The sequence below is a fragment of the Luteibacter flocculans genome, assembly GCF_023612255.1.
Classification (GTDB): domain Bacteria; phylum Pseudomonadota; class Gammaproteobacteria; order Xanthomonadales; family Rhodanobacteraceae; genus Luteibacter; species Luteibacter flocculans.
On the sequence record NZ_CP063231.1, the window covers coordinates 3,009,136 to 3,033,257 of the forward strand.

A 24,122-nucleotide genomic window follows, 5' to 3' on the forward strand; every position below is an offset into this window, starting at 1 on the left:
CGAGCCGTCGGCAACTCAGTCGCGAGGATGCATGTCCAGCGCCATCACGATGGCGTCCTCGCGACCGCCGCGGGCCGGGTAATACGCCGGCCGGCGGCCGATCTCGGCGAAACCGAGCGAGTCGTACAAGGCTTTGGCGACCGGATTGGACGGCCGCACCTCGAGGAATACGCGCTCCGCCCCATACCAGCGCGCGAGATCGAGCAGGCGGCGCAACATGCGTCGCCCGAAACCCAGGCCACGGTGGGCATCGCCGACGCACAGATTCAGCACGTGCGCTTCGCCCGCCGCCACGGAAAGGATGCCGTAGCCGGCGATGACACCGTCGTGGACGATCACCCAGCAGTTGTGACCGGCCTGCAGGCAGTCGCGAAAGATGCCGGCGCTCCAGGGGAATTCGTACGAGGCATGCTCGATCGCCACGACCGCGTCCAGATCTTCGCGACGCATCGCGCGCACTTCGGTGGAAGGATGGGCGACGGCAACCATGGTGTCAGGCGCCGCGAAGCGTAGGCCCCAACGCGCGGAGCCCGTTCCAGAGGCGCCGCTTCGCGGCGGGTTCGACGAGGATCGCGGAAGGTGTATCCACCAGCACGATCTGCGCGGCACTCATGACCGCCGCAGGCAAATCCCGGCCGAGCGCGCGAGCCTGGGCTTCGCCGAAGACGAGATACGCCCGCGCCGCGGGAACATCGCCCAAGCCGCGTTCGCCGACTTCCAGGCGCGCAGCGCGCCCCGTCACCGCGCCGTAGGCACGCAGCGCACGACCCACGAGATCCAACTCGCGCTCGCTGCATCCTGCGGGAAGTACGACTACGCAGACCGCCGAACCGCCACGAGCGGTGTCATTGGCTGGCGCGACCTCGGGCTCCGGCGCCACGCCCCCCACGCGCAGCCGCCACGGCGTGATGCCCATGGCACCCAGCAGGCGCTGGCGGCGGTCGGGGGCGGCAGCCATGCGAGTCAGTCCGCCGCCTTGGCGTTACGACGTGCGCGGCGACGCCGGGTGGCGCGGCCCCACAGCGTCATGACGGGGCCGGAAACCGTGTAGATCACCGCCACCGCGAACAGCACGCGGGCCGTATCGACGAGCAGCAGAACGACGATCAACACCGCCGCGATCAGCCAGATGAAGGGCACCCGGTCGCCCTTGGGCCATGCCTTGAAGCTGTAGTAGCGCACGTTGCTGACCATCAGCAGGCCAGCGATCACGGCCAGCGGAAGCGCGAAGAACGCTACCGACGGGCCCGAGATGTCGAACTTTTCCATGGTCCAGACGAACGACATGCAGAGGCCGGCCGCCGCAGGGCTCGCCAACCCCTGGAAGTAACGTTTGTCGGCCACGCCGACCTGGGTGTTGAAACGGGCCAGGCGAAGCGCAGCGCATACGGCGTAGATGAAGGCGGCGGCCCAGCCGATCTTGCCCCAGACCGGTCCGTACGAGGCCAACGAGGACAGCGCCCAGGTATACATGACCAGCGCAGGAGCGAGGCCGAAGCTCACCAGGTCCGACAGCGAGTCGTACTGCACGCCGAACTCGCTCTGGGTGTTGGTCATGCGCGCGACGCGCCCGTCCATGCCGTCGAGGATGCCCGCCACGAATACCGCCAGGGCCGCGACAGCGTAATGGCCGCCTATCGCGGAGACGATCGCGTAGAAACCCGCGAACATGGCGCCCGTGGTGAACAGGTTCGGTAGCAGGTAGATACCGCGATGGCGCGGCCCCCGGACTTGAATCGGATCGCTCATGGGCCATTCCGTGACATGGGCGGACAGTGTAGCCCAGTGGCCGTCGGGCGGTCAGTCGGGCCCGCGCCCGCACCTCGGCGAAGAACCGCGCCCCCCGTCGCTTGCGCGCCCCTCGGCCGGGTGGTACTTGTTGCCGCCACCCAACCCAACCGGCGGAATGCCCATGCGTCGTTGCCTCGTCCTCGCACTCCTCGTGACGGCCTGTCCGCTCGCCTTCGCCCAGGCCTACAAGTGGAAGGACGCCCAGGGCGTGACCCATTACGCCGACGCCCCGCCGCCGGGCAACGTTCGCTACGAGAAGATCAAGACCTCCGGCACGGTCGAGGCACCGGCTCCGGCATCCACTGCCGCAGCGGCCAAGACACCGTCGAACGGCGCGTCGGCGAACACCGACACGCCCGAGAACCGGAAGAAGCTGTGCGAGCAACTGCGTAAGAACCTCACGATCCTCAATAACGAGAAGGTCGTGACCATGGACGACGGCAAGGGCGGCATGAAGCAGGTGGACGACGCCGAGCGGCAGAGCCAGATCAAGACCACGCAGGCGCAGATGACCCTGTACTGCGGAAGTTGAGCGCCGACGCACGGCGGCGGCATGGACGAAACGGCCTATAATCGCGCCTTTACCGTCCGGACCGCTCGCCGATGCGCCTCAGCCAGTTCCACCTCGCCACCGTCAAGGAAGTCCCTGCCGACGCCGAAGTCATCAGCCACAAGCTGATGTTGCGCGCGGGCATGATCCGCAAGCTCGCCTCCGGCCTGTACACCTGGGCCCCGCTGGGCCTGCGTGTTTTGCGCAAGGTGGAGGCTGCGGTCCGCGAGGAGATGCTCCGCGCCGGTGCCATCGAAATGCTGATGCCGTCCGTGCAGCCACGCGAGCTGTGGGAAGAAACCGGCCGCTGGGAGAAGTTCGGCGGCCAGTTGCTGAAGATCAAGGACCGTAAGGAGCAGGAGTTCTGCTATGGCCCGACGCACGAGGAAGTCATCACCGATTTCGCGCGCAACGAGCTGAAGAGCTACAAGCAGCTTCCGCTCAACTTCTTTCAGATCCAGACCAAGTTCCGCGACGAGATTCGCCCGCGCTTCGGCGTGATGCGTGCGCGCGAGTTCCTGATGAAGGACGCCTACTCCTTCCACGTGACGCCGGAGTCCCTGGGCGAAACCTACAAGGTGATGTACGACGCCTACTCGCGCATCTTCACTCGCCTGGGCCTGGAATTCCGCGCCGTGGACGCCGATACCGGTGCCATCGGTGGCAGCGCCAGCCATGAGTTCCAGGTCATCGCCGATTCCGGCGAAGACGCCATCGCTTATTCCGATGCGTCGCCGTACGCGGCGAACATCGAGAAGGCCGAAGCCCTCGCCCCGTCGATCGAGCGTCCGTCGCCCTCGGCCGAGCTGGCACGCGTGGCAACGCCCACGCAGCGGACCATCGAGGAAGTCACCGCTCTCCTCGGCGTCCCCGCCGCACACACCGTGAAGACGATTCTTGTCCGCGGCCGTGAAGGCCTGGTGGCGCTGTGTGTGCGCGGCGATCACGAGGTGAACGAGGTCAAGGCTTCGCACCTGCCCGAGCTGCCCGACGAGTCGGAACTCGCCAGCGAGGACGAGATCCTCGCCGCTACGGGAACGCGCCCGGGCTTCATCGGCCCCGTGGGCCTGCCGGCAAACATCCCCGTCATCGTCGACCGCAGCGCGGCCGTGCTCGCCGACTTCGTCTGCGGCGGCAACCAGGACGGCACCCACTACACCGGCACCAACTGGGGCCGCGACGCGCAGATCAGCCGCGTGGCGGACATCCGCAAGGTGGTCGAGGGCGACCCGTCGCCCGACGGGCGCGGCACGATCCGCTTCGCACGCGGCATCGAGGTCGGTCACATCTTCCAGCTCGGCCAGAAGTACGCCGAGGCCATGGGTGCAGGCGTGCTCGACGACCAGGGCAAGATGCGCACGATGTACATGGGCTGCTACGGCATCGGCGTCAGCCGCATCGTCGCTGCCGCCATCGAACAGCGCCACGACGACGCCGGCATCGTCTGGCCCGAAGCCATGGCGCCCTGGCGCGTGGCGGTCTGCGTCATCAACCCGAAGAACGATCCCGTCGTGACCGAAGCGGCAGAGTCCCTCTACCAGTCGCTGTCGCAGGAAGGCATCGACACGGTGCTGGACGACCGTGGCCTCCGCCCCGGCCCGATGTTCGCGGACATGGAACTCATCGGTATTCCGCATCGTGTCGTGGTCAGCGCCCGTGGTCTGGAAAGTGGCACGTTCGAGTACCGCGCGCGCAACGAAACCGAAGCACGCAACGTCACACGCGAGGAGCTGTTCGGGCTGCTTGGCTGACCCGAACGGTCAACCAAGTCCCACGGGATGCTCTGGCATGGGTGCCTTCGTCATCGAAGGCACGTCGGTCAGTGCTCAGCCTCGTTCTCGTAGATTTCGGGCTTGAACGGCTCGCGGAAAACGTCGTTCGCCCGCGCAGGATCGTCGAGCGAACGCACCGAACGGGAATGGGGCCGATCCATGCCATCGATGGCCAGGGCCAAGGCCTCTCCCAATCGCCGCAGATCGTCCTGGGTGATCCAGTGATCGAAGCCGGCCCGGCCGTAGGTCGTCTCAAGGGTAATCGCGTTGACCTGTTCCTGCTGGTGATGCCACCACCACGATTCGACGAAAGCTGAGTTGAGGAAGCCAGCTCCTCCATCGGCAGGAGGCTGCTCGATGCGGCCGTCGTAATGGGAAGCGACGGCCCGGATGAACGACAGCTGCTTTCGCCACAACGCGCTCTGCTCGGATGAGTATCGTGCCGGATCGCCGCCAAAGTGCGGGAAGAAGAACGCCTGCGTGTTCGGTGCGGAGTTCGATGCATGCAGGTTGAGCGCGAGCACGGTCGGCGTTTCCTGGTCGCTTACCGCAGGGGCGAAGACCGCACGGTTGAGCTGTTGGTTTTCTTCTGGCGCCTCGGGCAGCAGGCTGATGGGAAACGCCACCGCCTTATCCATGAACCAACGGTTTTCCAGATTGAGGCTGCTGCCGTTGGTGCGGTAGTTGCCAAGTTGCACACCGTCGATGTTGTGCATGGGGACCATGTCGAAGACATAGCGATCCCGTAGTCGCTGCCCGAGCGCATCGTTCCGGGTCAATGCGTTCATGAGCCCTTCGACCACGTAGCTGGGCCCTGTCTCCGCCGCGTGGGTACGCGCATGGATAACGATGCGCTGGCGCTGTCCCTGCCGAGGCGAAGCGATTCTGACGGCGGGAATGGTCTTGCCAAGGATGGGCGATTTTCCTATGCCGACCCGTTTCACATACGGCGAAAATGTGAATTTCCTCAAGTACGCCCGCAAGTCGGCATAGGTGTACGGAAAGGTACGAGCGATCCAGACGACGGGGCGGTCGAATGCCTTTGTGATCGTCATGCGGCACGTGTCCGGCTCCGCAATGCGGCATCCGGGTTCGAAGCGGGCCTCGCCATCCTCGAAGTAATGCCATCGTTTGTTGTCGTAGGAATAGACCGGCCTGAAGTCGTAATTCCAGCCGATGCGCGTGAAAGCCAGGGTCATTGGCTTCGTTACACTGACGTCGTTCGCACGCACATACCACCAGGCGCGAAATTTATGGGGCAACGCGGCGTTATCGTTGTCGTCGCGCAAGGCAAGCTGCCAGTGAAGCCCGTCGGCATCGAGGCGAGTCACCTCGCCGATACTGCCCGACGGAAAATTCGCCTGAAATGTCGTTGCATGACTCGTTGTCGCGCAAAATGCGACAGCTAGAGTCAGCATGGCCCTGGGGTATTTCATCGGTGCATTCCCTTGAATATGACGTTTCCGTACTTTCTTGGGCGAGCACTGCGGGCGACATAAGGCCATTACGCCGCATCGTGTAGTATTAATCCTTACGAACGACGGCAATGGATGACAAATCGACGAATACGCGAATTACGTGGCTGACATTACCGAATCGATTAGGCACAATCCGGCCTCGCCCGTAAGCAATGATTGCCTGACTGATACATAGGCATTGAAAAGAACCACAACCGGAGTCGCCAATGGCCGTCGATATCAAGAACCTCAACCAAAACCAGCTTGCCGATCTGATCGCCAAGGCACAGGCCCGTCAGAACGAACTTTCCAAGGAGCGCGTCGGCAAGGTTCGCGAGAAGATCCAGGCCATCCTCAAGGCCGAGCGGATGACGATCGATGACGTTTTCCCCTCCCGCGGCGCCAAGCCCAAGCGCACTGGCGTTACGGTGGCCGCGAAATTTCGCGATCCCGCCAATCCGGAAAATACCTGGTCCGGTCGCGGCAAGCGTCCGCGTTGGTTCAACGATGCACTGAAAGCCGGAAAGAAAGAAAAAGACCTGCTCATCTGAATCACTGAGCGTTTCATCGAAAACCCCGGTATCCGTACCGGGGTTTTTTTATTGTCAGCAAACGATGGAACAGCCGTTCAACGGACGACGGTCACCGTCCGCGTCCGGATATGGGTGGCGCCTTGCGCATCAGTGACGGTCAGTGTGACGGGGTACGTGCCGGGCGCCGCATAGGTATGCGTTGGCGCCTCCCCCGTTGCCTGGGTGCCGTCGCCGAAGGTCCAGCGCTGCGAAGCGATGCGCGCGTCGCCGACCTCGACCTGTCCCGTGAAGTGACTGGTGAGGCCCTGGCTGCTTGCGCCAAAGTCGGCGCGCGGCGAGAGGGTCGCGACGGCACTGTTGATCGCAGCGGCATAGTCGGACGTCTCGCGACCTTGCGTCGAACAGGCCTGGATGTCGTCGTACAGCCACATGAAACCGCCGGGAATACCGGTGCTCTTCTTCCACGCGCTCATTTTCGTCTTCACCGACGACGGACTGTCGCCCGACCGGCACCCCGTCCCGTGCAACGACCACAATCCGGGGCGCACGGTCATGCCCATCGCGGTGGACCATTGCTTCGGATCGTTGCTCGCGCCTCCGTCGTAGACCTGCAGATAGATCCGGTCGACGCTGCCCGCGAGGTTGCTTTTGAGCGACGACCAGAACGCCTGGTTCGTGTACGGCACGAACGTGATGCGATAGCCCTGCCCTGCGAGCATCTGGCCGAACGCCGTGGCGGAAGCCAGGTCATAGGCGCTCTCGTCATCGAAGTTGGCGGCATCGGCACCGGTCAACTGCTTCAACACCGCGAAGTTCCGGTAGAGGATGCTGTCGGCTCCCGTACCACCGCCGGGTGCGGTGCTGTTGGCCAGATCGCGGATGTGTTCGAAATCCGCGACGCCGCCCGAACCGATGGACACCTCGATGCGATCGATCGAGGTCGGGGCCTGCTTGAGCATCTGCAACTGCGCCGACCAGTTCGTGTTGGAACCGATGTAGGTACCGTTGGAGATCAGCTTCTGATCGTTGAGGTTAAGGTCGCCGTTCGCGTCCACGTGGATGCTCCACAGCATGACCGTGGTGAATCCCGAGGCGCGAAGATCGTTCATCACGGCGGTGCCGCCGCTGTAGAAGGGTCCGCCGCCATAGATGGCGGAATCGGCGAAGGCCGGCGACGCGGCGGCAGTCGCTACCGCGAGTGCCGTGGCGAGCAGGGACGAACGAAATCCATATGTGGAGAGGTTCATGCTGGCATCGTCCTTTCGGTGGGGTGGGTCACCTTGGATCGATCCAACATCTCACCGCGAGATGCGGCCCGCTAGAGGGCGGAAAACGGTTCTGTGACGGGCTTGGCAGTGGTGCGCCGCGTCATTGCCACGATTCAAAGCGAGCGGCGGGGTGCCACCAGCAGATCGCCGAACAGTAACCCGGCAACCAGCGACACGAGGAGCGTGATGCCGAGCAGCCCGGTATCCATGCCCAGCGAGGCATCGCGGTCCAGCAGGTAGGACACGCTGCGGAAACTGACCGATCCAGGCACGAGCAGGATGATGCCCGGCTCGCGGACCACCGCCCCCGGCTTCTGCGCGTAACGCGCATAGATGTTGCTCAGCGAACCAAGCAGCAGGCCACCGACGAACACACCGAACGGCGCGCCCGGCAAGCTGCCGGAAATCCGGCCGCCCCAGGTCGTGGCGAGGTAACCCAGGATCACCGCGCCCATCACCACCAGCCAGTCGCGACGAGCGGCGCGGAACAGGATCGCGAACGAGAACGCGCCGAGCAGCAGCGTCGGCCAGTCCGTCCATGCCGGCAGCGGCGGGAGCGCGTAGTCGCGTGGCGTGATGCCGAAGGCCTCGCACAACTGGCTTGCCGCCACGGTGCCGAAGGTCAGCTTCAGCAATGTCGCTATCGCGCCGCCCATGCGGGCCACTCCCGCGACGAGGTGCTGGCTCGAAATCTCGCGCACCGCGGTGGTCAGCGCCATACCGGGCATCAGTACGATGAGGCTGCCGAGAATCACCGACTTCACCGCCAGCGGCACGATGTAAGCGCTGACAATGATGGCAATGGCCGTCGCGACCATGGCGCTGATGGCTTCGCTCGCCGCCGACAGTCGCGGCCGACTGCCCGATGCGACGGTGATAAGACCGATGATCGTGCCGATGATGCCGGCGGTGACGAGGTCGGGCCACGCGCTGTGCAGCAGCAAGGCCACGACGGCAGCGGCGCATAGCCCGTAGCTCGCAACGAGACCCACCTTGTCGCGGAGCGTTTCCGGCGCGCCGAGCTTGCGCAGGAGGTGAAACCCCTCGCGCATTTCCATCTGCCCGTCGATCACCGCATCGGCAATGCGATCGGCTTCGCAGAGGCGACCGAGGTTGACGTCGCCCGGGGGAAGCCGCATGACCTGCGTGACCTGGGCCACGCTCTCCTCGCCCTGCCCCAGGTCCGCGAAGGACACGATGATCGCGGTCGGGCTCGACCATACTTCTGCCGCCAGGCCCAGGCGCTGCGCTGAGCGGCCGATGGCCGTCTCCAGACGCGGCGCCGTGGTGCCGTACTGATGCAGCCGGCGGGCCAGCTCGGTCAGAAAGGCGATGCGGGTGTTGATCGCCGTGGTGGCGAAGCTCACCGGTACCGTCAGCGGCACAGCGTCAGCCAACGTCCACCGCCTTCACGCGCAGGGTGGTGCCTTCGATGCCGATCACTTCCACATTGGCGCCTTCGGGCAGGTCGGGCCCGGTGACCAGCCACATGCCGTCGCCGACGCGCGCCTTGCCGCGCCCGTTGCGAATGGCCTCGCAGAGCACGTAGCGCTCACCGAGCAGTTGCTCGCCGCGCCGATTGAGGCGTGCATTGCCGGGCGGCACACGTTCCAGCCGCGGACGCACGAATTTCCAGTAGACGAAGCACGAGACAAACGCGAGCACGCCGAAGACGATCGCCTGCGCGAGCGGCCCGAGGTCGGGCATCAGCAGCAGGACCAGCCCCGTCGCCGCAGCGCCGATGCCGATCCAAAGCATGAAGTAACCGGGGAGGATCACCTCGCCGCCAATCAGCACCAGCGCGACGATCCACCAGAGGTAATGCACGGCAACGTGTTCCATGGCGTCACCGCGGCATGGGTGGCGTGCGCGGCGCAGCGGAATCGCTGGTCGTACGCTGCTGCGACGACAGGGAGTCCTTCGCCAGCTCGGCGATGCCGGCCAGGGAACCGAGGATGCCGGTGGTTTCCATCGGCAGCAGCAAGGTCTTCTGGTTGGGCGATTTCGCCATTTCCTTCAGCGCCTCGACGTAGTTGTTGGCGACGAAGTAGTTCAGCGCGTTGACGTCGCCGCCCGCAATGGCCTGCGAGACCATGGTGGTCGCCTTGGCCTCGGCTTCGGCCAGGCGTTCGCGTGCTTCGGCTTCGCGGAAGGCGGCTTCTTTCTTGCCCTCGGCCTCGAGGATCGCGGACTGCTTCTCGCCGTCCGCCTTGAGGATCGCCGCCTGCCGGAAGCCTTCCGCGTCGAGGATGTTGGCGCGCTTCTCGCGCTCGGCCTTCATCTGTCGCGCCATGGCATCCACGAGATCGCGCGGCGGCGAGATGTCCTTGATCTCGATGCGGGTGACCTTGACGCCCCAGGGGTGCGTGGCCTCATCGACCACGCCGAGCAGCTTCGCGTTGATCGCGTCGCGCTGGCTGAGGCTTTCGTCGAGATCCATCGAGCCCAGCACGGTACGGATGTTGGTCATGATCAGGGCGAGCGCCGCGGCTTCGAGGTTGGCGACCTCGTAGGCGGCCTTGGCGGCATCCAGCACCTGGTAGAAGACCACGCCGTCGACGCGCACCACGGCGTTGTCCTTGGTGATGACGTCCTGCGAGGGGACGTCCAGCACCTGCTCCATCATGTTCATCTTGCGGCCGATGGCGTAGACGAACGGAATCAGGAAATGCAGGCCGGGGGTGAGGGTGCCGGTGTACCTGCCGAACATTTCAACGGTCCACTCGTAGCCCTGCGGCACGATGCGGATCAGCTTTGCCAGCACGATGACGACGACCACCACGATGACCAGCGCGACGAGACTTCCCATGGCCATGCTCACTCCCTTTTCCAATGTGTCTCGGGAGTATAGGCGAAGCGCTCAGGGCGGACCGGCGGGCAGGATCAAGGTCACGCGCAGGCCGCCGCCGTCGCGGTTCGCCAGGGCGATACGACCGCCGTGCGCCTCAGAAATTTCGCGCGCGAGCGCCAGCCCGAGCCCGGTACCGGAACGCTTGGTGGAATAGAACGGCAGCAAGGCCTGGGATAGCACCGTCTCGCTCATCCCGGGCCCCCGGTCGGCCACCTCGATCAGCGTGTCGCGCCCGAGCTGATGCACGGCCAGGGTCACCTCGTCCGGCTCGCCGCCTGCTTCGTGCGCGTTCTTGATGAGGTTGATGAGCACCTGCTCCACCTGGGTCGGATCGAACCAACCCGGCTTTTCCGGCGGCGGCGCCGCCATGCGAAAGCGCGCATGGAGCGCCAGCGCGTCCAGGAAGGCGGCCCAGGGCACCTCGCGGGCTTGCGGTGCGGGCAGCTTGGCGAAGCTCGCATAGCCGGCGATGAAACTGTGCAGATGCTTTGCGCGGTCGCCGATCGACGCAAACACGCCGGGTAGCCGCGCAAGGTCGCCGCGGCGCGCCAGCTCGGCACCCGAATGCGACAGCGAGGAGATCGGGGCCAGCGAATTGTTGAGTTCGTGGCTGATGACCCGGATCACGCGCTTCCACGTATGCACTTCCTGGCGGGACAGCTCGCGCGTCATCCGCCGATACAACTGCAGGCGATGCGGCCTGCCCTGCAGCCGGAAGCCGCGCTGCGAAAGATGGAAGGTTTCCTCGCTGCCGTCCATTTCCACGGAGAACAACGCGTCCTCGCCGCCGGCGGACGCATCGCGGAGGCTCTGCGGCATGCGGCTCAGCACGGTCTCGAAATCGAGCCCCGCCAGCGAGCGTCCTTCGTTGAACAGGTGCCGCGCCGCGATGTTGGCGTAGGTGACCTTGCCCGTGGGTTCGGTCAGCACGAGCGCCACCGGCGTGTTCTGCACCACGGTATCGAGCAGCAGCTCGCGCTGTGCGAGGTGCTGGCGCTGATCGCGCAAGGTCTGGCCGAGCGCGTTGTGCATGCGGATCAGGTCGCCCAGCTCGTCGCGCCGGTCGGTGCCGATCGACATGCTGAAATCGCCGTCGCGATAGCTCGCCACGGCGCTCTCCAGGGCGCGCATCAGCCGCCGCAGCGGCTCGACCAAGGCATGCGCCACGGCGGCGGCCAGCGGCACCAGCACCAACAAACAGATCAGCAGGGCCGTGCTGACGTCGAACGGTTCGACCACGCCACTCACGGGGAGCCGGCCCGCCTTGTCGGGCACCGCGCGCATCCAGGCCAGCATCTGCGGGAACGGCCAGATCGACACGCCCGCGAACACCAGCGCGCCCACGATGGCCGACGCGGCCACCACCAGCGTCATCCGCCCTTCGAGCGAGAACGTCTTCATGAGCGCGAACGTATCAGACCGCCAGCCCGTAGCGCTCCATGCGCCGGTACAGCGCCTGTCGTGACAGCCCCAGCGTGGTGGCCGCGCGGCTGATCACGCCGCCTGCGGAGGCCAGGGCCGCCTCGACCGACTCGCGGCTGGGCTCGTCGAGATTGCGGGTGGCGCTGGGTACCGGCGTGGGCAGGTTGAGGTGCACCGGCTCGATGCGACCGTCCGCGGCCAGCAACGCGGCGCGTGCGATCGCGTTCTTCAGTTCGCGCACGTTGCCCGGCCAGTGATGCGCCAGCAGCGCTTCCCGCGCGTCTTCGCTCAAGGTGGCCTTACCGTCGAGGAAGAATTCGGCCAGCGGCAGGATGTCGTCGGTGCGGTCCGCCAGCGGCGGCAGATTCACGTCGATGACGTTGAGGCGGTAGTAGAGATCCTCGCGGAATGTCCCTGCCGCGATCATCGCCTTCAGGTCCGCATTGGTTGCGCTGACCACACGCACCTTGGCATGCCGCGTGCGGCCCGAGCCCAGGCGTTCGAACTGGCCGGTCTCGAGCACGCGCAGAAGCTTCATCTGACCCGGCAGCGGCAGATTACCGATCTCGTCCAGAAACAGCGTGCCGCCGTCGGCCATTTCGAAACGGCCCTCGCGCGCCTTGTTGGCGCCGGTATACGCGCCCGCCTCGGCGCCGAACAGTTCGGCCTCGATCAGTTCGCCCGGCAGCGCGCCGCAGTTCACCGCCACAAACGGGCCGCGACGTACGGCGGAATTGGCGTGGACGATGGCGGCGATACGTTCCTTGCCGGCGCCGTTGGGGCCCGTGATCAGGACCGGCACGTCGGACCGCGCCACCTGGCAGGCCAGCTCGATCGTGCGGCTCATCGCCTCGGAGGCAAAGACCAGGCCGTCGAGGTCATACCGGCTTTCCAGCGCTTCCCGACGACGCTTGCGCTCGACTCGGGCGCGCGTGACCTCGCGCGTGGACTCGGACAGCTCGAGCAGGTTTTCCACCGTGGCGAGCAGCTTGGCATCGTCCCAGGGTTTGGCAAGGTAATCGGCGGCGCCGGCCTTCACCAGTTCCACGGCCGCCTCGAGATGGGTCCAGGCGGTAAGCAGGATCACCGGCAGGTCGGTATAGCGAGCGCGGATCTGCTTGAACAGCGCGGCGCCCTCTTCGCCCGACGTGGTGTCGGCAGTGAAATTCATGTCCTGGATGACGACATCCACGCGCTCGCGGGCGAGCGTGGCAAGCCCCTCGTCCGGCGTCAGGGCAACCAGCGGGCGGATGTCGTGCAGGCTCAAGGCAAGCGACAGCGCCTCGCCAACCGCGGGGTTGTCGTCAATGATCAATACGCAGCGCATCTGGTCCCTTCGCATGCAGGCATGGATGCCTCCCCCGGCAAAAAGGTTGCATCCTCCGCCGGCATTCCCCTCATTCTAAACACAGCGGCCACCCCGGGCGGGGTGACCGCTGTCGACTCACACGCTGCGCGTCGCCTCGACGGGAGGCACCCGGGAGGCACGGAGCGCAGGTGCAAAGACGGCCGCCTGACCCAGGGCAAGGAGGATCACCACGCCCACGATGAGGTACGTCATGGAAAGACGCTCCATCTCGAACTGCGTAAGCATCCACTGGTTCATGCCCAGCGCCAGGATCACGCCCACCGCCACGCCCGCCACGGCAATCAGCAGGTTCTCGGTCATGAAGTAGCTGAGAATGTCGCGCTTGCTCGCACCCAAAGCACGACGTACGCCAATCTGCCTGCGCCGCTGTCCCACCCAGAAGCTCGACAGGCCCACGATGCCCGCCGCGGTGATCGCCAGCAGCACGCCGCACACCACGCTCATCAGCACCGCCATGCCCCGGTCGGCCTCGTAGGCTTTCTGCCGCACCATTTCGAAGGTGCGTACGCCGCTCTTTTCCGGAAGCACGCGCATGCGGCTCACACCGTAGAGCTTATCCGCCACCGACTTGAACACCGCGTCCTGCTGACCCGGCTTGGTGCGGATGACGAAGGTCTGATAACCGCCGTCGAACGTCAGAGGCATGATCGTGACGTTGTCCGTGAAATCGGTACTGATCCAGGGCACAGTCAACTTCTCGACGATGCCGATGATCGTGGACGGCCGCCCCTTGATGTAATAAATGGTCTTGCCCAGCGCGTTGCCCTCGGGGAACAGCTTGTCGGCCATGGCCTTGGTAATGATCACCTGCGGCGGTGCCGGCTGCTGTTCGCGATTGATCGACGAGATTTCACTTGACGTGAAATTGCGCCCGGCAATCAGCTTCACGCCCAGCGTCGCCAGCGCATGCTCGTCGGCGAAGTAGAGCGCGCTCTGCACGCCATCCTTGGTAGCGTCGGCGGTCCTCTGCGCACTCGTGGACCATCCACCACGACGAAGAGGGAACGAATTGGTGGCGTAGGCGTTTTCCACGCCCGGCATCGACCGGATCGCCTGCAGGTCGGTCTTGATGAGCGGAAGATACGTCGACGGTGCACCCACGTAGAGGTTTTGGACGGCGACCACGTTGGCTTCGTTCATGCCGGTGGGGCGACTGACGCGTTCGACGCGCTCGTGCACGATGAACAGCGCATTGCACACGATGGCGAGCGTCAAGGCGATCTGCAAGGCGATGAGGATGGTACCGGCCTTGTGCCTGCGCAACGCGGCCAGGATAGGTTTGATCTGCATGGCGGTTACCTCAGTTCGACTTGAGCTGCCACGCGGGCTGCACCTGAGCGGCACGCCACGTGGGATAGAAAGCGGCCACGACGGAGGCGACGATCGCCACCGTCAGCGTAAGCAGCATGAGGGTCGGATCCAATGTAGCGAGCCGCGCGACTTCCTCGGGGAATACAAGGCCGACGCTGAGCACGCCAAGCCCCGTGAGCAACAACCCGAGCAATCCGCCGGCGATACCGATCGTGCCTGCCTCGATCAGGAACTGCGCATAGATGTCGCGGCGCGACGCACCGAGCGCGCGACGCACGCCGATCTCCGGGGCGCGACGCATGAACTTCGCAAGCAAGAGACCAATCGTATTGACCAGGCAGATGACCAGAAAGCCGAGCGATACCAGCAGTGACACCTGTGATTCGCGCGGTACGACCTTCTGCACCGACAACCAGTCCATCACGTCGCGCACGCGGACGTTCGGCGCCCAGCTGAAGCGGCCGGAGCGCTGCATTTCCGCTGCGTAGCCCGTGAGGAAGTCACGATAGGCCTGGGCATCCGCCTTGCTCGGCAGTTCCGCCCACAGGGAAAGCCAGATGCACTCGGAGCGCAGGTAGTTGTCCCAACCTTCGCCAGGATCCTTGATGCAATTGTTGTTGCCGTTGTTCGGAAGGCGTAAATCCAGTGCGCGAGTGAGGGGCACATACACCGTAGCGCCTTCGTTGAATCCCGACGTGTTGGGTACATCGAAGAACACTGGCTGCGGCGACCAATCCTGCATCACGCCCGTGATGCGGAACAGGTGGCCATCGAGGTTCACCTGCTTGCCGACGCTGGGGCCGCCGTTGAACAGCTTGTCGTTGAGCGACTTGCTGATCACGATGACGTCTGCATGCTTCTCGTCGTCGTCGCGGGTCCAGCCCTGCCCCTGCAGGAACGGCACGTCGAACATCGGGAAGAAATCCGCACCGGTGGCGTAGGCGCCCTGCCGCATCGGCATGCGCGAAGGATCCTCCGGAATGACCGAGACGCCCACGGGATAGGTCACGGTCTGCCGCTTCGCCTTGTTGGCACGCAGCAGCGCCGTCGCGTCCTTGTAGCTGAGCGCGGGCGGCGGCTCACCTTCCTTGGTGTTCTCCGGCCCCCAGTTGTCGATCTGTATGTTGTAGAGCACATCGGACTTCTGCGGGATAGGGTCGCGCGACGTGGCGCGAAACACCGAGTAGGTCGTCATCGACGCCGCCACACCGAACCCGATGGCCATCACCATGAGTGCGGTGAGCATCGGATTCCGGCGCAGACTGCGCAGGCCCAGTTGAAGGTAATAGCTGAACATGGTCGGCCCCTGGGGATCGGTGGGATCAGGAATGGGCGGCTTGAGTCTGCGCGTGGAAGCGCGGCTCTTCCGCGAGATCGACCACCTGACCGTCGATCACGTGGACGTTGCGTTGCGCTCGCGCGGCCAGTTCGGGATCGTGGGTCACCATGACGATGGTGGCGCCTTCGCGATGGATCTCCTCGAGCAGTTCCATGACGCCGCGCGCCATCTGCGTATCGAGGTTGCCGGTCGGCTCGTCGGCGAGCAGCAGACGCGGTGAGCCGGCGAGCGCGCGGGCGATGGCGACGCGCTGCTGCTGACCGCCGGACAGCTCTGCCGGATAGTGCTTGGCGCGCGAGGCCAGGCCCACGCGTTCCAGCGCGTCCATGATCCGCTGCTTGCGCTCTGCCGCCTTCATGCCGCGATAGCGCAGCGGCACTTCCACGTTGTCGAACACGTTGAGGTCGGGGATCAGGTTGAACGCCTGGAAGATGAAACCGATCTTCTCGTTGCGGATGCGCGAGCGCTCGTTGTCGTTGAGCTGGCTCACCTCCACGCCATCCAGGTGGTAGTGCCCACCCGTGAACGTCTCCAGCAGGCCCGCGATGGTGAGGAACGTGGTCTTGCCGGAACCCGACGGACCGGTCACGGCGACGAACTCACCTTCCTTCACGTCGATGTTGAAATCGCGCAAGGCATAGGTCTCGACGACGGCGGTGCGGTAGACCTTGGCGAGGTGGGTCATCTTGAGCATGGGGTGTCCCTCGGTGATGAGTGCGGCAGGTAGGGTCAGCGGCTGATGGAAACGTGTTTCGCATCGCCGAAGGTGTCGGCACCGGAGACGACGATCTTGTCGCCCTCCTTCAGGCCGTCCAGGATTTCGACCTTGTCGATGCTGCTGGCACCGACACGGATGTCACGGCGATCGGCCATGCCGTCGTTGACGACGTAGGCGTAGCGGCCCGCGCTTTCGTCCACGAACGAACCACGCTGCACCGTAAGTACGTTGTCGCGCCGGTCGAGCAGGACACGCACGGACAGGCGCTGGCTCTGGCGGAGCTGTTTCGGCGTCTCGCCATCGAAGCGCAGGCGGGCGGCGACTTCGCCGTTCACCACTTCGGGCGACACGGCGCTGACCTTGCCGTTCCACTGCTTGCCATTGCCGCTGATTTCGCCCGGCATGCCGATGGCGAGGTCGCGCGCGAAGCTCTCCGGCACCTTCATTTCCACTTCGAGTGCCGAGAGGTCGATGACGCTGAGCAGCTGCGCGTCCTTCGCCACCGTGGCGCGCTCGGCGATGAAGAGCTGACCCACCTGACCATCGACCGGCGACTTCACGTTCAGGTCCTCGACCTGGCGTTCGAGATCCTGCACCAGCAGCACCTGACGTTCGTGCGCCAGCTTCTTCGCCTGCACGTCGAACGTGAGGCTGTCGTTGTCCATGGAGAGATCGGTCTGCGCGTGTTTGGCGGTGACCTGCGCCTTGTCGAGCGTCGACTTGGCCTTGTCCACGTCCGCCACCGGCACCGCGCCCTTGTCGAACGCGGTCTGGTAGCGCTTCAGATCGCGCTCGGCGGCAGTCTGGTCGATGGACGCGTTGTCGTACGCCTTCTGCAGCTCGGAACGCTTCTTCTTCGCATCGATCTGCGCACGCAGGTATTCCACCTGCATCGCATCGGCCGCGGATTTCTCCTGCGCCAGCTTGCTCGTCAGTTCGGGGCTGGTGATGGTGGCAAGCACCTGATCCTTCCGTACCACGTCGCCCGCATGCACCTTGAGCACCACCGCACCGGCGGACGCGGCATACAAGGTGGGACTCACCGCCGCCACGACCTTGCCCTCGGCCGCAATGTCACGGACGAACGGCCCGCGCGTCACGGTGGCGAAGGTCAGCCGCGATGCGCTCACCGAACCGTCCGACGAAAGCATCGTCGCTACACGCGGCGCCGCCAGGGCAAGGAGAGCAACCGCCGCCACGCCCCCGCCGATGAGCAGCAGCTTGCGATAGCGGTTGGGGCGGACCTCGACGAGGCGGTCCTGAGCGGAAGTGTCGCGGATCATGTGAGAGTCCCTGAGCGGTTTGCAGGGATAGTCAGCAAGCCCCGTGCCAAGCCGGGAAATCGCTTGCGATCAAGGAGATGGAGCGGACCGCGCTACGCGGTCGTGTGTCCGCGGACAGCCTGTCCGGACACTCGACTGCTGTCCGCGATGCGGACAGTACAGGGGCGACGGCTCAGGCAGCGATGCCGATCGATTCCGAAACCGCGATGTCGCGCGCCACGCCCAGGCCCAGGGACGAGATAGGAGCGTCGCCTATACCGAGTACGGTCAGTCCCGCCCACTGGCGTCGCGTGAAGGAGACGACGCGGGCACGGCACGCGCGAAGCCACATGCGCTCGGGGCGGCGATGGTCCGGCGGCGCGCTCGGCAGGGCGTCGGCAAAAAGCCGATCCCAAGCAAGGTAATCGGTGTCGGGGAGCAGATAGATGCGCGCGACAATCCTGCCCTCTCCGCTCACGCAATCGATCCATTCGCGCGGTCCTTCCGCCGTGACCGCGCACGTGAGACCTACATGACGCGTCGCCAGTAACGGTGCCAGTTCCGCCGCCTCGACGAGGCAACCACGTGGCGCAGCCGGATCACCGTCGATCGGATGGGCCCCGGCAAGATAGAGAACGCCACCAAGCTGGCCGAGGCCTTCGAACAGGCCAGATGGCGACAGCGCCAGCCAGCGCGTCGTCATGGCGGTGGAACGGGCGCGCGAAGGCACGCCGAAACATGCAAGCCAGCCGAACACAAGCGTCTCCCGTGTGACGTGGACGGTCGGGAAGCCTGGCTGGGCGGTCCGGGGAGAGCCGCGTGGCTTGGCGTCGGGGAGCCGGTTACTTGGTGAGAATGAGCTTGTCGTTGCGGGTCAGGCGCAGGTGGTACTCACTGCCCTGATGCTCGATCACCAGTTCGCGCGAGCCATCGAGCAGGCTCTTGCTTTCGATGCGGCGGGCGGCGGCCGGCGCCGGGCGCAAGGCCACGACCTTGTCGCGGCCGCCGTTGTCGGTCAGAGGGAGCGTTCGAAGGTACATGATCGTGACTCCGCGTTAGGGTGCGGAGTTGATGATAATGATTCTCAATTACGAGTCAAGTCCGCATGGCGAAGGAGTCGCTACGAGCTGGATGGGGCCGGCTACGAAGCAAAGGTAGGAGCCACCCTGGTGGCGAAAAGCCAACGAAGCGGTTTAGCGGTGAGGCAAGCACCCATCGCCAGCAGGCTGGCTCCCACCGGCAAGAGGCTTCCCCGGCAAGTGGCCTCCACCTGCAAGTGGCTTCTACCGGCGGGCTTCCCTCGCCGCCATGGCGGCCACAAGGGTGCCGGCGTGCCGTCAGGCCACCGCCAGCATTTCGACCAACGTGTTTTCCAGCTCCTCAATATCCGGAATGACCGCCGTCATCGCGTACCACCAAGCAGCCTCTCACGTATTCAATAGATGAGAGACGACCTGATTCGCACCAAACCTTCGCCCTGATCGGCTCCTCGCGATCGGGATGCATCACCTCCACAACGCCGATAACGAATGTTGTCTGCCTCGGAAGCACTGGTAACGGCAGATACGGATTTCTACCGATCCCGCGCATCGCAAAAGTCACGTTGGCACCATCTGAAGAACGAGTTACCCGGCGGATCGCCTTAACCTGCTGCTCCCAGACATCCATGACACAAGGCGTCAGTCGCGCCGCAATCGCGTCCAAGATCATGCCTTCCAATGTCGATAGTCGAGCACGATCTTCCGCTCGCCTGATCCAACCAAGGAAAACTGCCGTCCCGATCAACAACAAGATGAAACCCAGTCCTATCTCGAACACCAGGAAGTCGAATATTTCTGGAACACCGAGTGCTGATGTTGCGAGGTAAAGAGCGAGCATGACCAGCGCCGAGGTAATACTTGCGCCCGTCGCGGCATGCGCCAGGCGACATGCATTCATCTCGAGTAGACGCATTCGGTCGCTACACATCCGCTACGCTTACAGAAACACGTCTGCGCACAAGACCAATTACCGCCCCAGCATCACGGAAATCGGTCAAATCGAGACGCGCGTTGAACTTCCTGCCGGTAAATGCGATCACGACACCCGTTTGATAAACAAGCTCAACGTCGCTCCAGAGGAGCTTGCGTTTGGTAAAAGTCAAATTGTTCCAGGTAAGACGCCTTTGTTCTATCCCTTCTTCGTCGAGCGCTATCGACGCGGACTCCAGGCAAGTCACCGCTGTCCACAATGCGTACAGACATAACGCAGCCGCGGCGGCCATACCGATAGAAGATGGCTGATACACGGATTTGTAAAATCCAACTATCCCAGCGGCGGCCATAAGCGACACGCCGCACAGTGAGGAAATTACGGAAAAGGCACTAGGCCTTAGTGGCACGCTCATTGGCTACTCGCTGCAACCACACGGCTGCGATTCGCTCCCCGATGGCATCGGCACACTAGGCGGAAGACCCGACGCGGCACTCCGTGTCAAGGATGAAATTCCCGTATTTAGGCGAATGTTCGCGGCTTCATTGCTCTTCCGAACCATCTCTGAATTTGCAGCGGTGCCGCCAACACCGTATGGGAAGCGCCGCTGGAACGCTCCGCCAGCAACGCCGCCCACCAAACCCGATCCAGCGGCCCATGCGACGCCGGAAGCGTCATACGTATCACCGTTTGCAAAGTAAACCCCGGTGTTCACTGCTGCCCCGAGGCCGGCCACACCTTTCAAACCATACGAAAATGAAGCGCCAGGCAAGAACCTTCCACCAATTGCACCTCCTATTGTCGATATCCCGAGTTGGCGCCAATTGAACTTCTTGCAGCCGTCACTTCGATAGATTCCGATTCCCTGCACGACAGCGTCGCCAACTGCCGAACTCAACGCACCAATGGCGATCGGGATCAAAGGCGCGAGCCATGCGACCTCTCCACTCGGATCAATAAACTTGAGCGGCGAACCATTCGCATACAGATACGGATTCAACCCACCCGCCAACCCAATCGGGTCGACCTGGACATACCGCCCCGTCGCGGGGTCGTAATCGCGGTAGTAGTTGTAGTGCAGGCCGGTTGCTGCGTCGTAGCGTTGTCCCGGGAAACGCAGGTCGAGGACGAAGCGCGTGCCGTCGCTGTCGGGGTCTCGTCCGGTGGAGACGTGCCGAACGGATCGTCGGTGGGGCGCAAGCGCCAGACCGTGGTGGTGCGCACGGGATCGACGACGGCGCGCGGCGTGCCCAGGTGATCCGGCTGGACATAGTAGAGTTTCGTGCCCTCGACGAGACCGACGAGGTAGTCACCCATCCACACGGCCTGTCGCACGATGCGGCCCTCCTGATCGCATATGTTCGTCGAGGAAATCAGATACCGTCTCATTATCGTCAAAGTAGCTTGCGTCAACGCGAATACAAACGTCTGCGTTTCTGAATTTGCACGTCGAAAGGAACGGCGGCATTTTTTGGGCGTCCTTCCATTCGATTCGGTGTCTGGCGAAAAATCGCCCACCATGAACGATCTTTATCTGCTCCAGGCCGTTACGATCCAAGACCACCGAGGAGGATTCGATAGCCCGACCGAACCATATAAACGACGCGATGATCATCGCAGAGCCCCAAACCCAAGCATGCGGATGACCGGTCAAGCTTTTCCCATAAGACGAAAGAGCGATGCCACCCAGAAGAACACCGAGCACGCAGAACCACGTACCGATAACGATCTTCTTGCTTGGACGTAGACACTGTGGCAGTGGTACTTTCAGCTTATCCGGGGGAAGGTGCGATTCCACATATCGCACGAACTCCTCTCCGTTATTGAATAAAGCAATATTCACTCTGACTTCGAAGTCGGCGCTCTTGAATCGATACAGAAGATTCTTCTGAGAAAACTTCTCTACGTCATCCCACGCTATACGACCTCGCTTTAGGAAGCTGCCTCTGCGGAACAACCGTATTTGTTCAATCCCGCATGGATCGATGACAAACGTCATATCCTCAATGATCGATATTGAAGCCATGACCATCATAGGAAGGCTGAATGCGCCGATGACGAAGCAGAGGATTGGATATCCCGCGCCAAGAGGTGCCCACAGCAAAAACCCCGAGAAAGTGATCACTACGCCAGCGATGAGCAGCAACGCCACGCCAACGATCATGTTTGTTTTCAGATGATCCTTCACCGATCAGAACTCACAGCCACAGCGGTCATCCGAACTGATTTCTCTTACGCAGCACACGTGTCGAAGCTGCGGTGCCGTACAGTCTGTATCCGCTCGCGGAATGAATCGTGTTGCAAAAGGTGATGTCAACGGATGGAGCAACGCTCATTTTCTTCCAAACCTTTCGGCAATCAATCGCGCCAGCAGTGCATAGGCCGTTCCGCAGGTGAACAGCAATAAACCTCCCAGGCGCCTTTGCAACGCCCCCTCAAAGAAGGCAAGCGGCACTAACAACCACGTATAGATCCATATTTTCCTCATTACTGACAGCCGCACGGGCTGGTATCAGGATCACTCATGACAGCTTTTCCAGCGGCCTTCGCTCCTTGCAGTCCCAGTTGAAGAATCACGAAATCCGCTATTTTGGACCAGTGCTTTGATATGCGTGCCTCAATCTTTGCGACTCCGTTTGCGGCTATGAAATGAATCTCACCGCCGCTCCCATCGAGCGCTCTGAGGAAGACGTCGCTGTAAAGACATACGTGCCTCGTCCATATTGTTGAAGGTGGATAGGTCGACGCGGACGTCCGAAGATGCACTCGTCAAATGCACCCACATACCTCGCACTCGACAAGAACGCACCCCGCCCCAAGCGATGCGTGTACGAACTATAAAGCCACCTTTATGGAAGAGTTTGAGTTGCTCAATGCCGCCGTCGTCGATGCTCACGGAGGAGAGCTCAATGGCCTCCCTCGCGATACCCAGGGAGAGAACAACGCACGGCATGCCGATCATGGCTGGCTGGATCACCTCGCCCGCGGAAACGCCATCCATAATGATCCAGATGCCAAAGCCGAGGACGCCAGCCGCCACAGTGAGGTAACACATAGCCACCAACCTGCTCGCCCGCAATGGATTCGATAAGCCACTCATTTGTTTAATCCGAACAACCGCATCCGTCGTTGCCGCCACCAACGGGAACGGGCGCATTTGCGACCGCGCCACCTGAGACAGATCGCAAGATTGACGACGCACCGGTGTTGAGACGAATAGCGGCCGCTTCGTTTCTCTTATCCAATATGCGAGTTCTTGCCATCGTGCCGACACACATGATGCCGCCGCCGTCCCGTATATGGGTAGTCCGACCGACCGGGGATCGGATGGTGCGGAAGAGCTGCCAATGCCGCGCGCATCTTCGTGACGTAACCCGTCACTATTCCTGCGCGAATCGCTGCGAGAAGTCGTCGTCGAGAGTGACAACGATATTCCAGCCCGCACGCACCAAGACTTCCCGAACAGTGGCCAGCGAGCGGCCTCCCACGTATTCGATGGACGAGAGACGACCTGACTCGAACCAAACCTTCGCCGCGATCGAGTCTGTCAGATCGGGGTGCATCAGCTCCACAACCCCGATGACGAACGTGGTCTGTCTCGGCAGTGTTGGCAGTGGCAGATACGGATTTCGACCCACACTGCCCAATTCAAAGCCGACGTTGGCACCATCCGAGGAACGGTTTATTTGTCGGATCGACTTCACCTGCTGATCCCATACATCCATGACACAAGGCGTCAGTCGTGCCGCAATCGCGTCCAAGATCATGCCTTCCAATGTTGAGAGTCGAGCGCGGCTTTCCGCTCGCCTGATCCAACCAAGGACAACTGCCGTGCCGATCAACAACAAGATGAAACCCAGTCCTATCTCGAACACCAGGAAGTCGAATATTTCTGGAACACCGAGTGCTGATGTTGCGAGGTAAAGAGCGAGCATGACCAGCGCCGAGGCGATACTTGCGCCCGTCGCCGCGTGAACCAGATGGCGGGCCTTCATTTCACACATCTACATGAAGTCCAGTTCCTTCGAGTAACTCGACTTTGTCTCACGGCATCGCCTGCGTTCAATTCAATGCCCGCTGTTCAACACCCGAACGAGCTTGACGATGTCGTCGCGCGCGAACGGCTTTAGGTTGATAACCATGATTGGCTTGCCAGCCGATCTAGCGAAAAGTCTCAAACCGATTGTTGGATCAAATGGTCCTCCCGTCGCTCCACCAGCCATGTCGAATTTATGGATTTCTCGCAGTTTGACACTATGTTCGAACAAAACACTTCGATACCACAGTGTTGTCGCGTTCCAAGAGATCCGATAACGCAGCGCAGGTAAAAACATGAGGAATCCAAACGGCAACACAATCAAACCACGGCTGTAACCCGACCAAAGCCAGTAAATGCCGGGCAAACCGATAACTGACGCCATGCCGACAAAAATGACAATCGTAGTCTTTGATGAGCGAATCGTCGTGTCGGCGACATCATCATTCATTGCAACTGCATCCGTTGTCGT

26 protein-coding genes are annotated in these 24,122 nt (G+C 62.9%); 3 read left to right on the forward strand and 23 right to left on the reverse strand.

From position 1 onward, the window contains the following. Window positions 1–15 precede the first annotated feature (15 nt). From rimI to pssA, 3 genes are read right to left on the reverse strand one after another with little or no spacing between them, the layout of a single operon-like run. Complete coding sequence (gene rimI, locus IM816_RS12975) at window positions 16–489, reverse strand: ribosomal protein S18-alanine N-acetyltransferase (RefSeq protein WP_250338400.1); 474 nt, start codon at window positions 487–489, stop codon at window positions 16–18. 4 nt (window positions 490–493) lie between these two features. Then, window positions 494–958: a hypothetical protein gene (locus tag IM816_RS12980; RefSeq protein ID WP_250338401.1), complete on the reverse strand. Its 465-nt coding sequence runs from the start codon at window positions 956–958 to the stop codon at window positions 494–496. A gap of 5 nt (window positions 959–963) precedes the next feature. Then, window positions 964–1,749 carry a CDP-diacylglycerol--serine O-phosphatidyltransferase gene (gene pssA / locus IM816_RS12985; protein WP_250338402.1) on the reverse strand — a complete coding sequence of 262 codons (786 nt, stop codon included), beginning with the start codon at window positions 1,747–1,749 and terminating at the stop codon, window positions 964–966. 163 nt (window positions 1,750–1,912) lie between these two features. Between pssA and IM816_RS12990 the strand changes: the two genes are divergently transcribed. After that, a complete protein-coding gene (locus tag IM816_RS12990) occupies window positions 1,913–2,323 on the forward strand; it encodes a DUF4124 domain-containing protein (protein ID WP_250338403.1) in 411 nt (136 codons plus the stop codon). 71 nt (window positions 2,324–2,394) lie between these two features. Beyond that, entirely contained in the window at window positions 2,395–4,092 is a 1,698-nt protein-coding gene (locus IM816_RS12995) for a proline--tRNA ligase (RefSeq protein WP_250338404.1), read from the forward strand. Between the two features lie 68 nt (window positions 4,093–4,160). On the opposite strand, the gene IM816_RS13000 is transcribed toward IM816_RS12995, so the two are convergent. Continuing rightward, window positions 4,161–5,660 carry a M14-type cytosolic carboxypeptidase gene (locus IM816_RS13000; protein WP_250338405.1) on the reverse strand — a complete coding sequence of 500 codons (1,500 nt, stop codon included), beginning with the start codon at window positions 5,658–5,660 and terminating at the stop codon, window positions 4,161–4,163. Between the two features lie 137 nt (window positions 5,661–5,797). On the opposite strand from IM816_RS13000, the gene IM816_RS13005 reads away from it, so the two are divergent. Beyond that, window positions 5,798–6,121 carry an H-NS histone family protein gene (locus tag IM816_RS13005; protein ID WP_250338406.1) on the forward strand — a complete coding sequence of 108 codons (324 nt, stop codon included), beginning with the start codon at window positions 5,798–5,800 and terminating at the stop codon, window positions 6,119–6,121. Between the two features lie 77 nt (window positions 6,122–6,198). Here the strand turns inward: IM816_RS13005 and IM816_RS13010 are convergent, their stop codons facing one another. The 19 genes from IM816_RS13010 to IM816_RS13100 all read right to left on the reverse strand — a co-directional run bounded on the left by IM816_RS13010 (window position 6,199) and on the right by IM816_RS13100 (window position 24,101). Beyond that, entirely contained in the window at window positions 6,199–7,350 is a 1,152-nt protein-coding gene (locus IM816_RS13010) for a PKD domain-containing protein (protein ID WP_250338407.1), read from the reverse strand. 134 nt (window positions 7,351–7,484) lie between these two features. Then, the gene (locus tag IM816_RS13015; RefSeq protein WP_250338408.1) at window positions 7,485–8,768 is read right to left on the reverse strand and encodes a threonine/serine exporter family protein; all 1,284 of its coding nucleotides are present in this window, start codon (window positions 8,766–8,768) and stop codon (window positions 7,485–7,487) included. Beyond that, complete coding sequence (locus IM816_RS13020) at window positions 8,761–9,213, reverse strand: NfeD family protein (protein WP_072321653.1); 453 nt, start codon at window positions 9,211–9,213, stop codon at window positions 8,761–8,763. Before IM816_RS13020 ends, IM816_RS13015 begins: the two co-directional genes overlap by 8 nt. A 4-nt stretch (window positions 9,214–9,217) precedes the next feature. Further along, window positions 9,218–10,180, reverse strand: coding sequence for an SPFH domain-containing protein (locus IM816_RS13025; protein ID WP_250340759.1), 963 nt, complete (start codon window positions 10,178–10,180; stop codon window positions 9,218–9,220). Window positions 10,181–10,231: 51 nt separating this feature from the next. After that, window positions 10,232–11,623, reverse strand: coding sequence for a sensor histidine kinase (locus IM816_RS13030; RefSeq protein WP_250338409.1), 1,392 nt, complete (start codon window positions 11,621–11,623; stop codon window positions 10,232–10,234). A gap of 13 nt (window positions 11,624–11,636) precedes the next feature. Further along, entirely contained in the window at window positions 11,637–12,971 is a 1,335-nt protein-coding gene (locus IM816_RS13035; RefSeq protein WP_250340760.1) for a sigma-54-dependent transcriptional regulator, read from the reverse strand. Between the two features lie 117 nt (window positions 12,972–13,088). Continuing rightward, window positions 13,089–14,303: an ABC transporter permease gene (locus IM816_RS13040; RefSeq protein WP_250338410.1), complete on the reverse strand. Its 1,215-nt coding sequence runs from the start codon at window positions 14,301–14,303 to the stop codon at window positions 13,089–13,091. Between the two features lie 10 nt (window positions 14,304–14,313). Then, complete coding sequence (locus IM816_RS13045) at window positions 14,314–15,621, reverse strand: ABC transporter permease (protein ID WP_250338411.1); 1,308 nt, start codon at window positions 15,619–15,621, stop codon at window positions 14,314–14,316. Between the two features lie 25 nt (window positions 15,622–15,646). Next, window positions 15,647–16,357, reverse strand: a complete 711-nt coding sequence (locus IM816_RS13050) for an ABC transporter ATP-binding protein (protein WP_072321658.1) — start codon at window positions 16,355–16,357, stop codon at window positions 15,647–15,649. Window positions 16,358–16,392: 35 nt separating this feature from the next. After that, window positions 16,393–17,664, reverse strand: coding sequence for an efflux RND transporter periplasmic adaptor subunit (locus IM816_RS13055; protein WP_250338412.1), 1,272 nt, complete (start codon window positions 17,662–17,664; stop codon window positions 16,393–16,395). 172 nt (window positions 17,665–17,836) lie between these two features. Next, window positions 17,837–18,400 carry a hypothetical protein gene (locus tag IM816_RS13060; protein ID WP_250338413.1) on the reverse strand — a complete coding sequence of 188 codons (564 nt, stop codon included), beginning with the start codon at window positions 18,398–18,400 and terminating at the stop codon, window positions 17,837–17,839. Window positions 18,401–18,485: 85 nt separating this feature from the next. Further along, the gene (hemP, locus tag IM816_RS13065; RefSeq protein ID WP_250338414.1) at window positions 18,486–18,683 is read right to left on the reverse strand and encodes a hemin uptake protein HemP; all 198 of its coding nucleotides are present in this window, start codon (window positions 18,681–18,683) and stop codon (window positions 18,486–18,488) included. A 340-nt stretch (window positions 18,684–19,023) separates the two neighbouring features. Continuing rightward, window positions 19,024–19,596 carry a hypothetical protein gene (locus tag IM816_RS13070; protein ID WP_250338415.1) on the reverse strand — a complete coding sequence of 191 codons (573 nt, stop codon included), beginning with the start codon at window positions 19,594–19,596 and terminating at the stop codon, window positions 19,024–19,026. Between the two features lie 7 nt (window positions 19,597–19,603). Then, window positions 19,604–20,029: a hypothetical protein gene (locus IM816_RS13075; RefSeq protein ID WP_250338416.1), complete on the reverse strand. Its 426-nt coding sequence runs from the start codon at window positions 20,027–20,029 to the stop codon at window positions 19,604–19,606. Between the two features lie 3 nt (window positions 20,030–20,032). Next, the gene (locus tag IM816_RS13080) at window positions 20,033–20,821 is read right to left on the reverse strand and encodes an RHS repeat-associated core domain-containing protein (protein ID WP_345779970.1); all 789 of its coding nucleotides are present in this window, start codon (window positions 20,819–20,821) and stop codon (window positions 20,033–20,035) included. A 102-nt stretch (window positions 20,822–20,923) separates the two neighbouring features. Then, window positions 20,924–21,778 (reverse strand): hypothetical protein, encoded by an 855-nt coding sequence (locus IM816_RS13085; protein WP_250338417.1) that lies wholly within the window; start codon window positions 21,776–21,778, stop codon window positions 20,924–20,926. 492 nt (window positions 21,779–22,270) lie between these two features. Continuing rightward, entirely contained in the window at window positions 22,271–22,771 is a 501-nt protein-coding gene (locus IM816_RS13090) for a hypothetical protein (protein WP_250338418.1), read from the reverse strand. A gap of 223 nt (window positions 22,772–22,994) precedes the next feature. Then, window positions 22,995–23,609 (reverse strand): hypothetical protein, encoded by a 615-nt coding sequence (locus tag IM816_RS13095; protein ID WP_250338419.1) that lies wholly within the window; start codon window positions 23,607–23,609, stop codon window positions 22,995–22,997. Window positions 23,610–23,681: 72 nt separating this feature from the next. Then, window positions 23,682–24,101, reverse strand: a complete 420-nt coding sequence (locus IM816_RS13100; protein ID WP_250338420.1) for a hypothetical protein — start codon at window positions 24,099–24,101, stop codon at window positions 23,682–23,684. Between the last annotated feature and the right edge of the window lie 21 nt (window positions 24,102–24,122).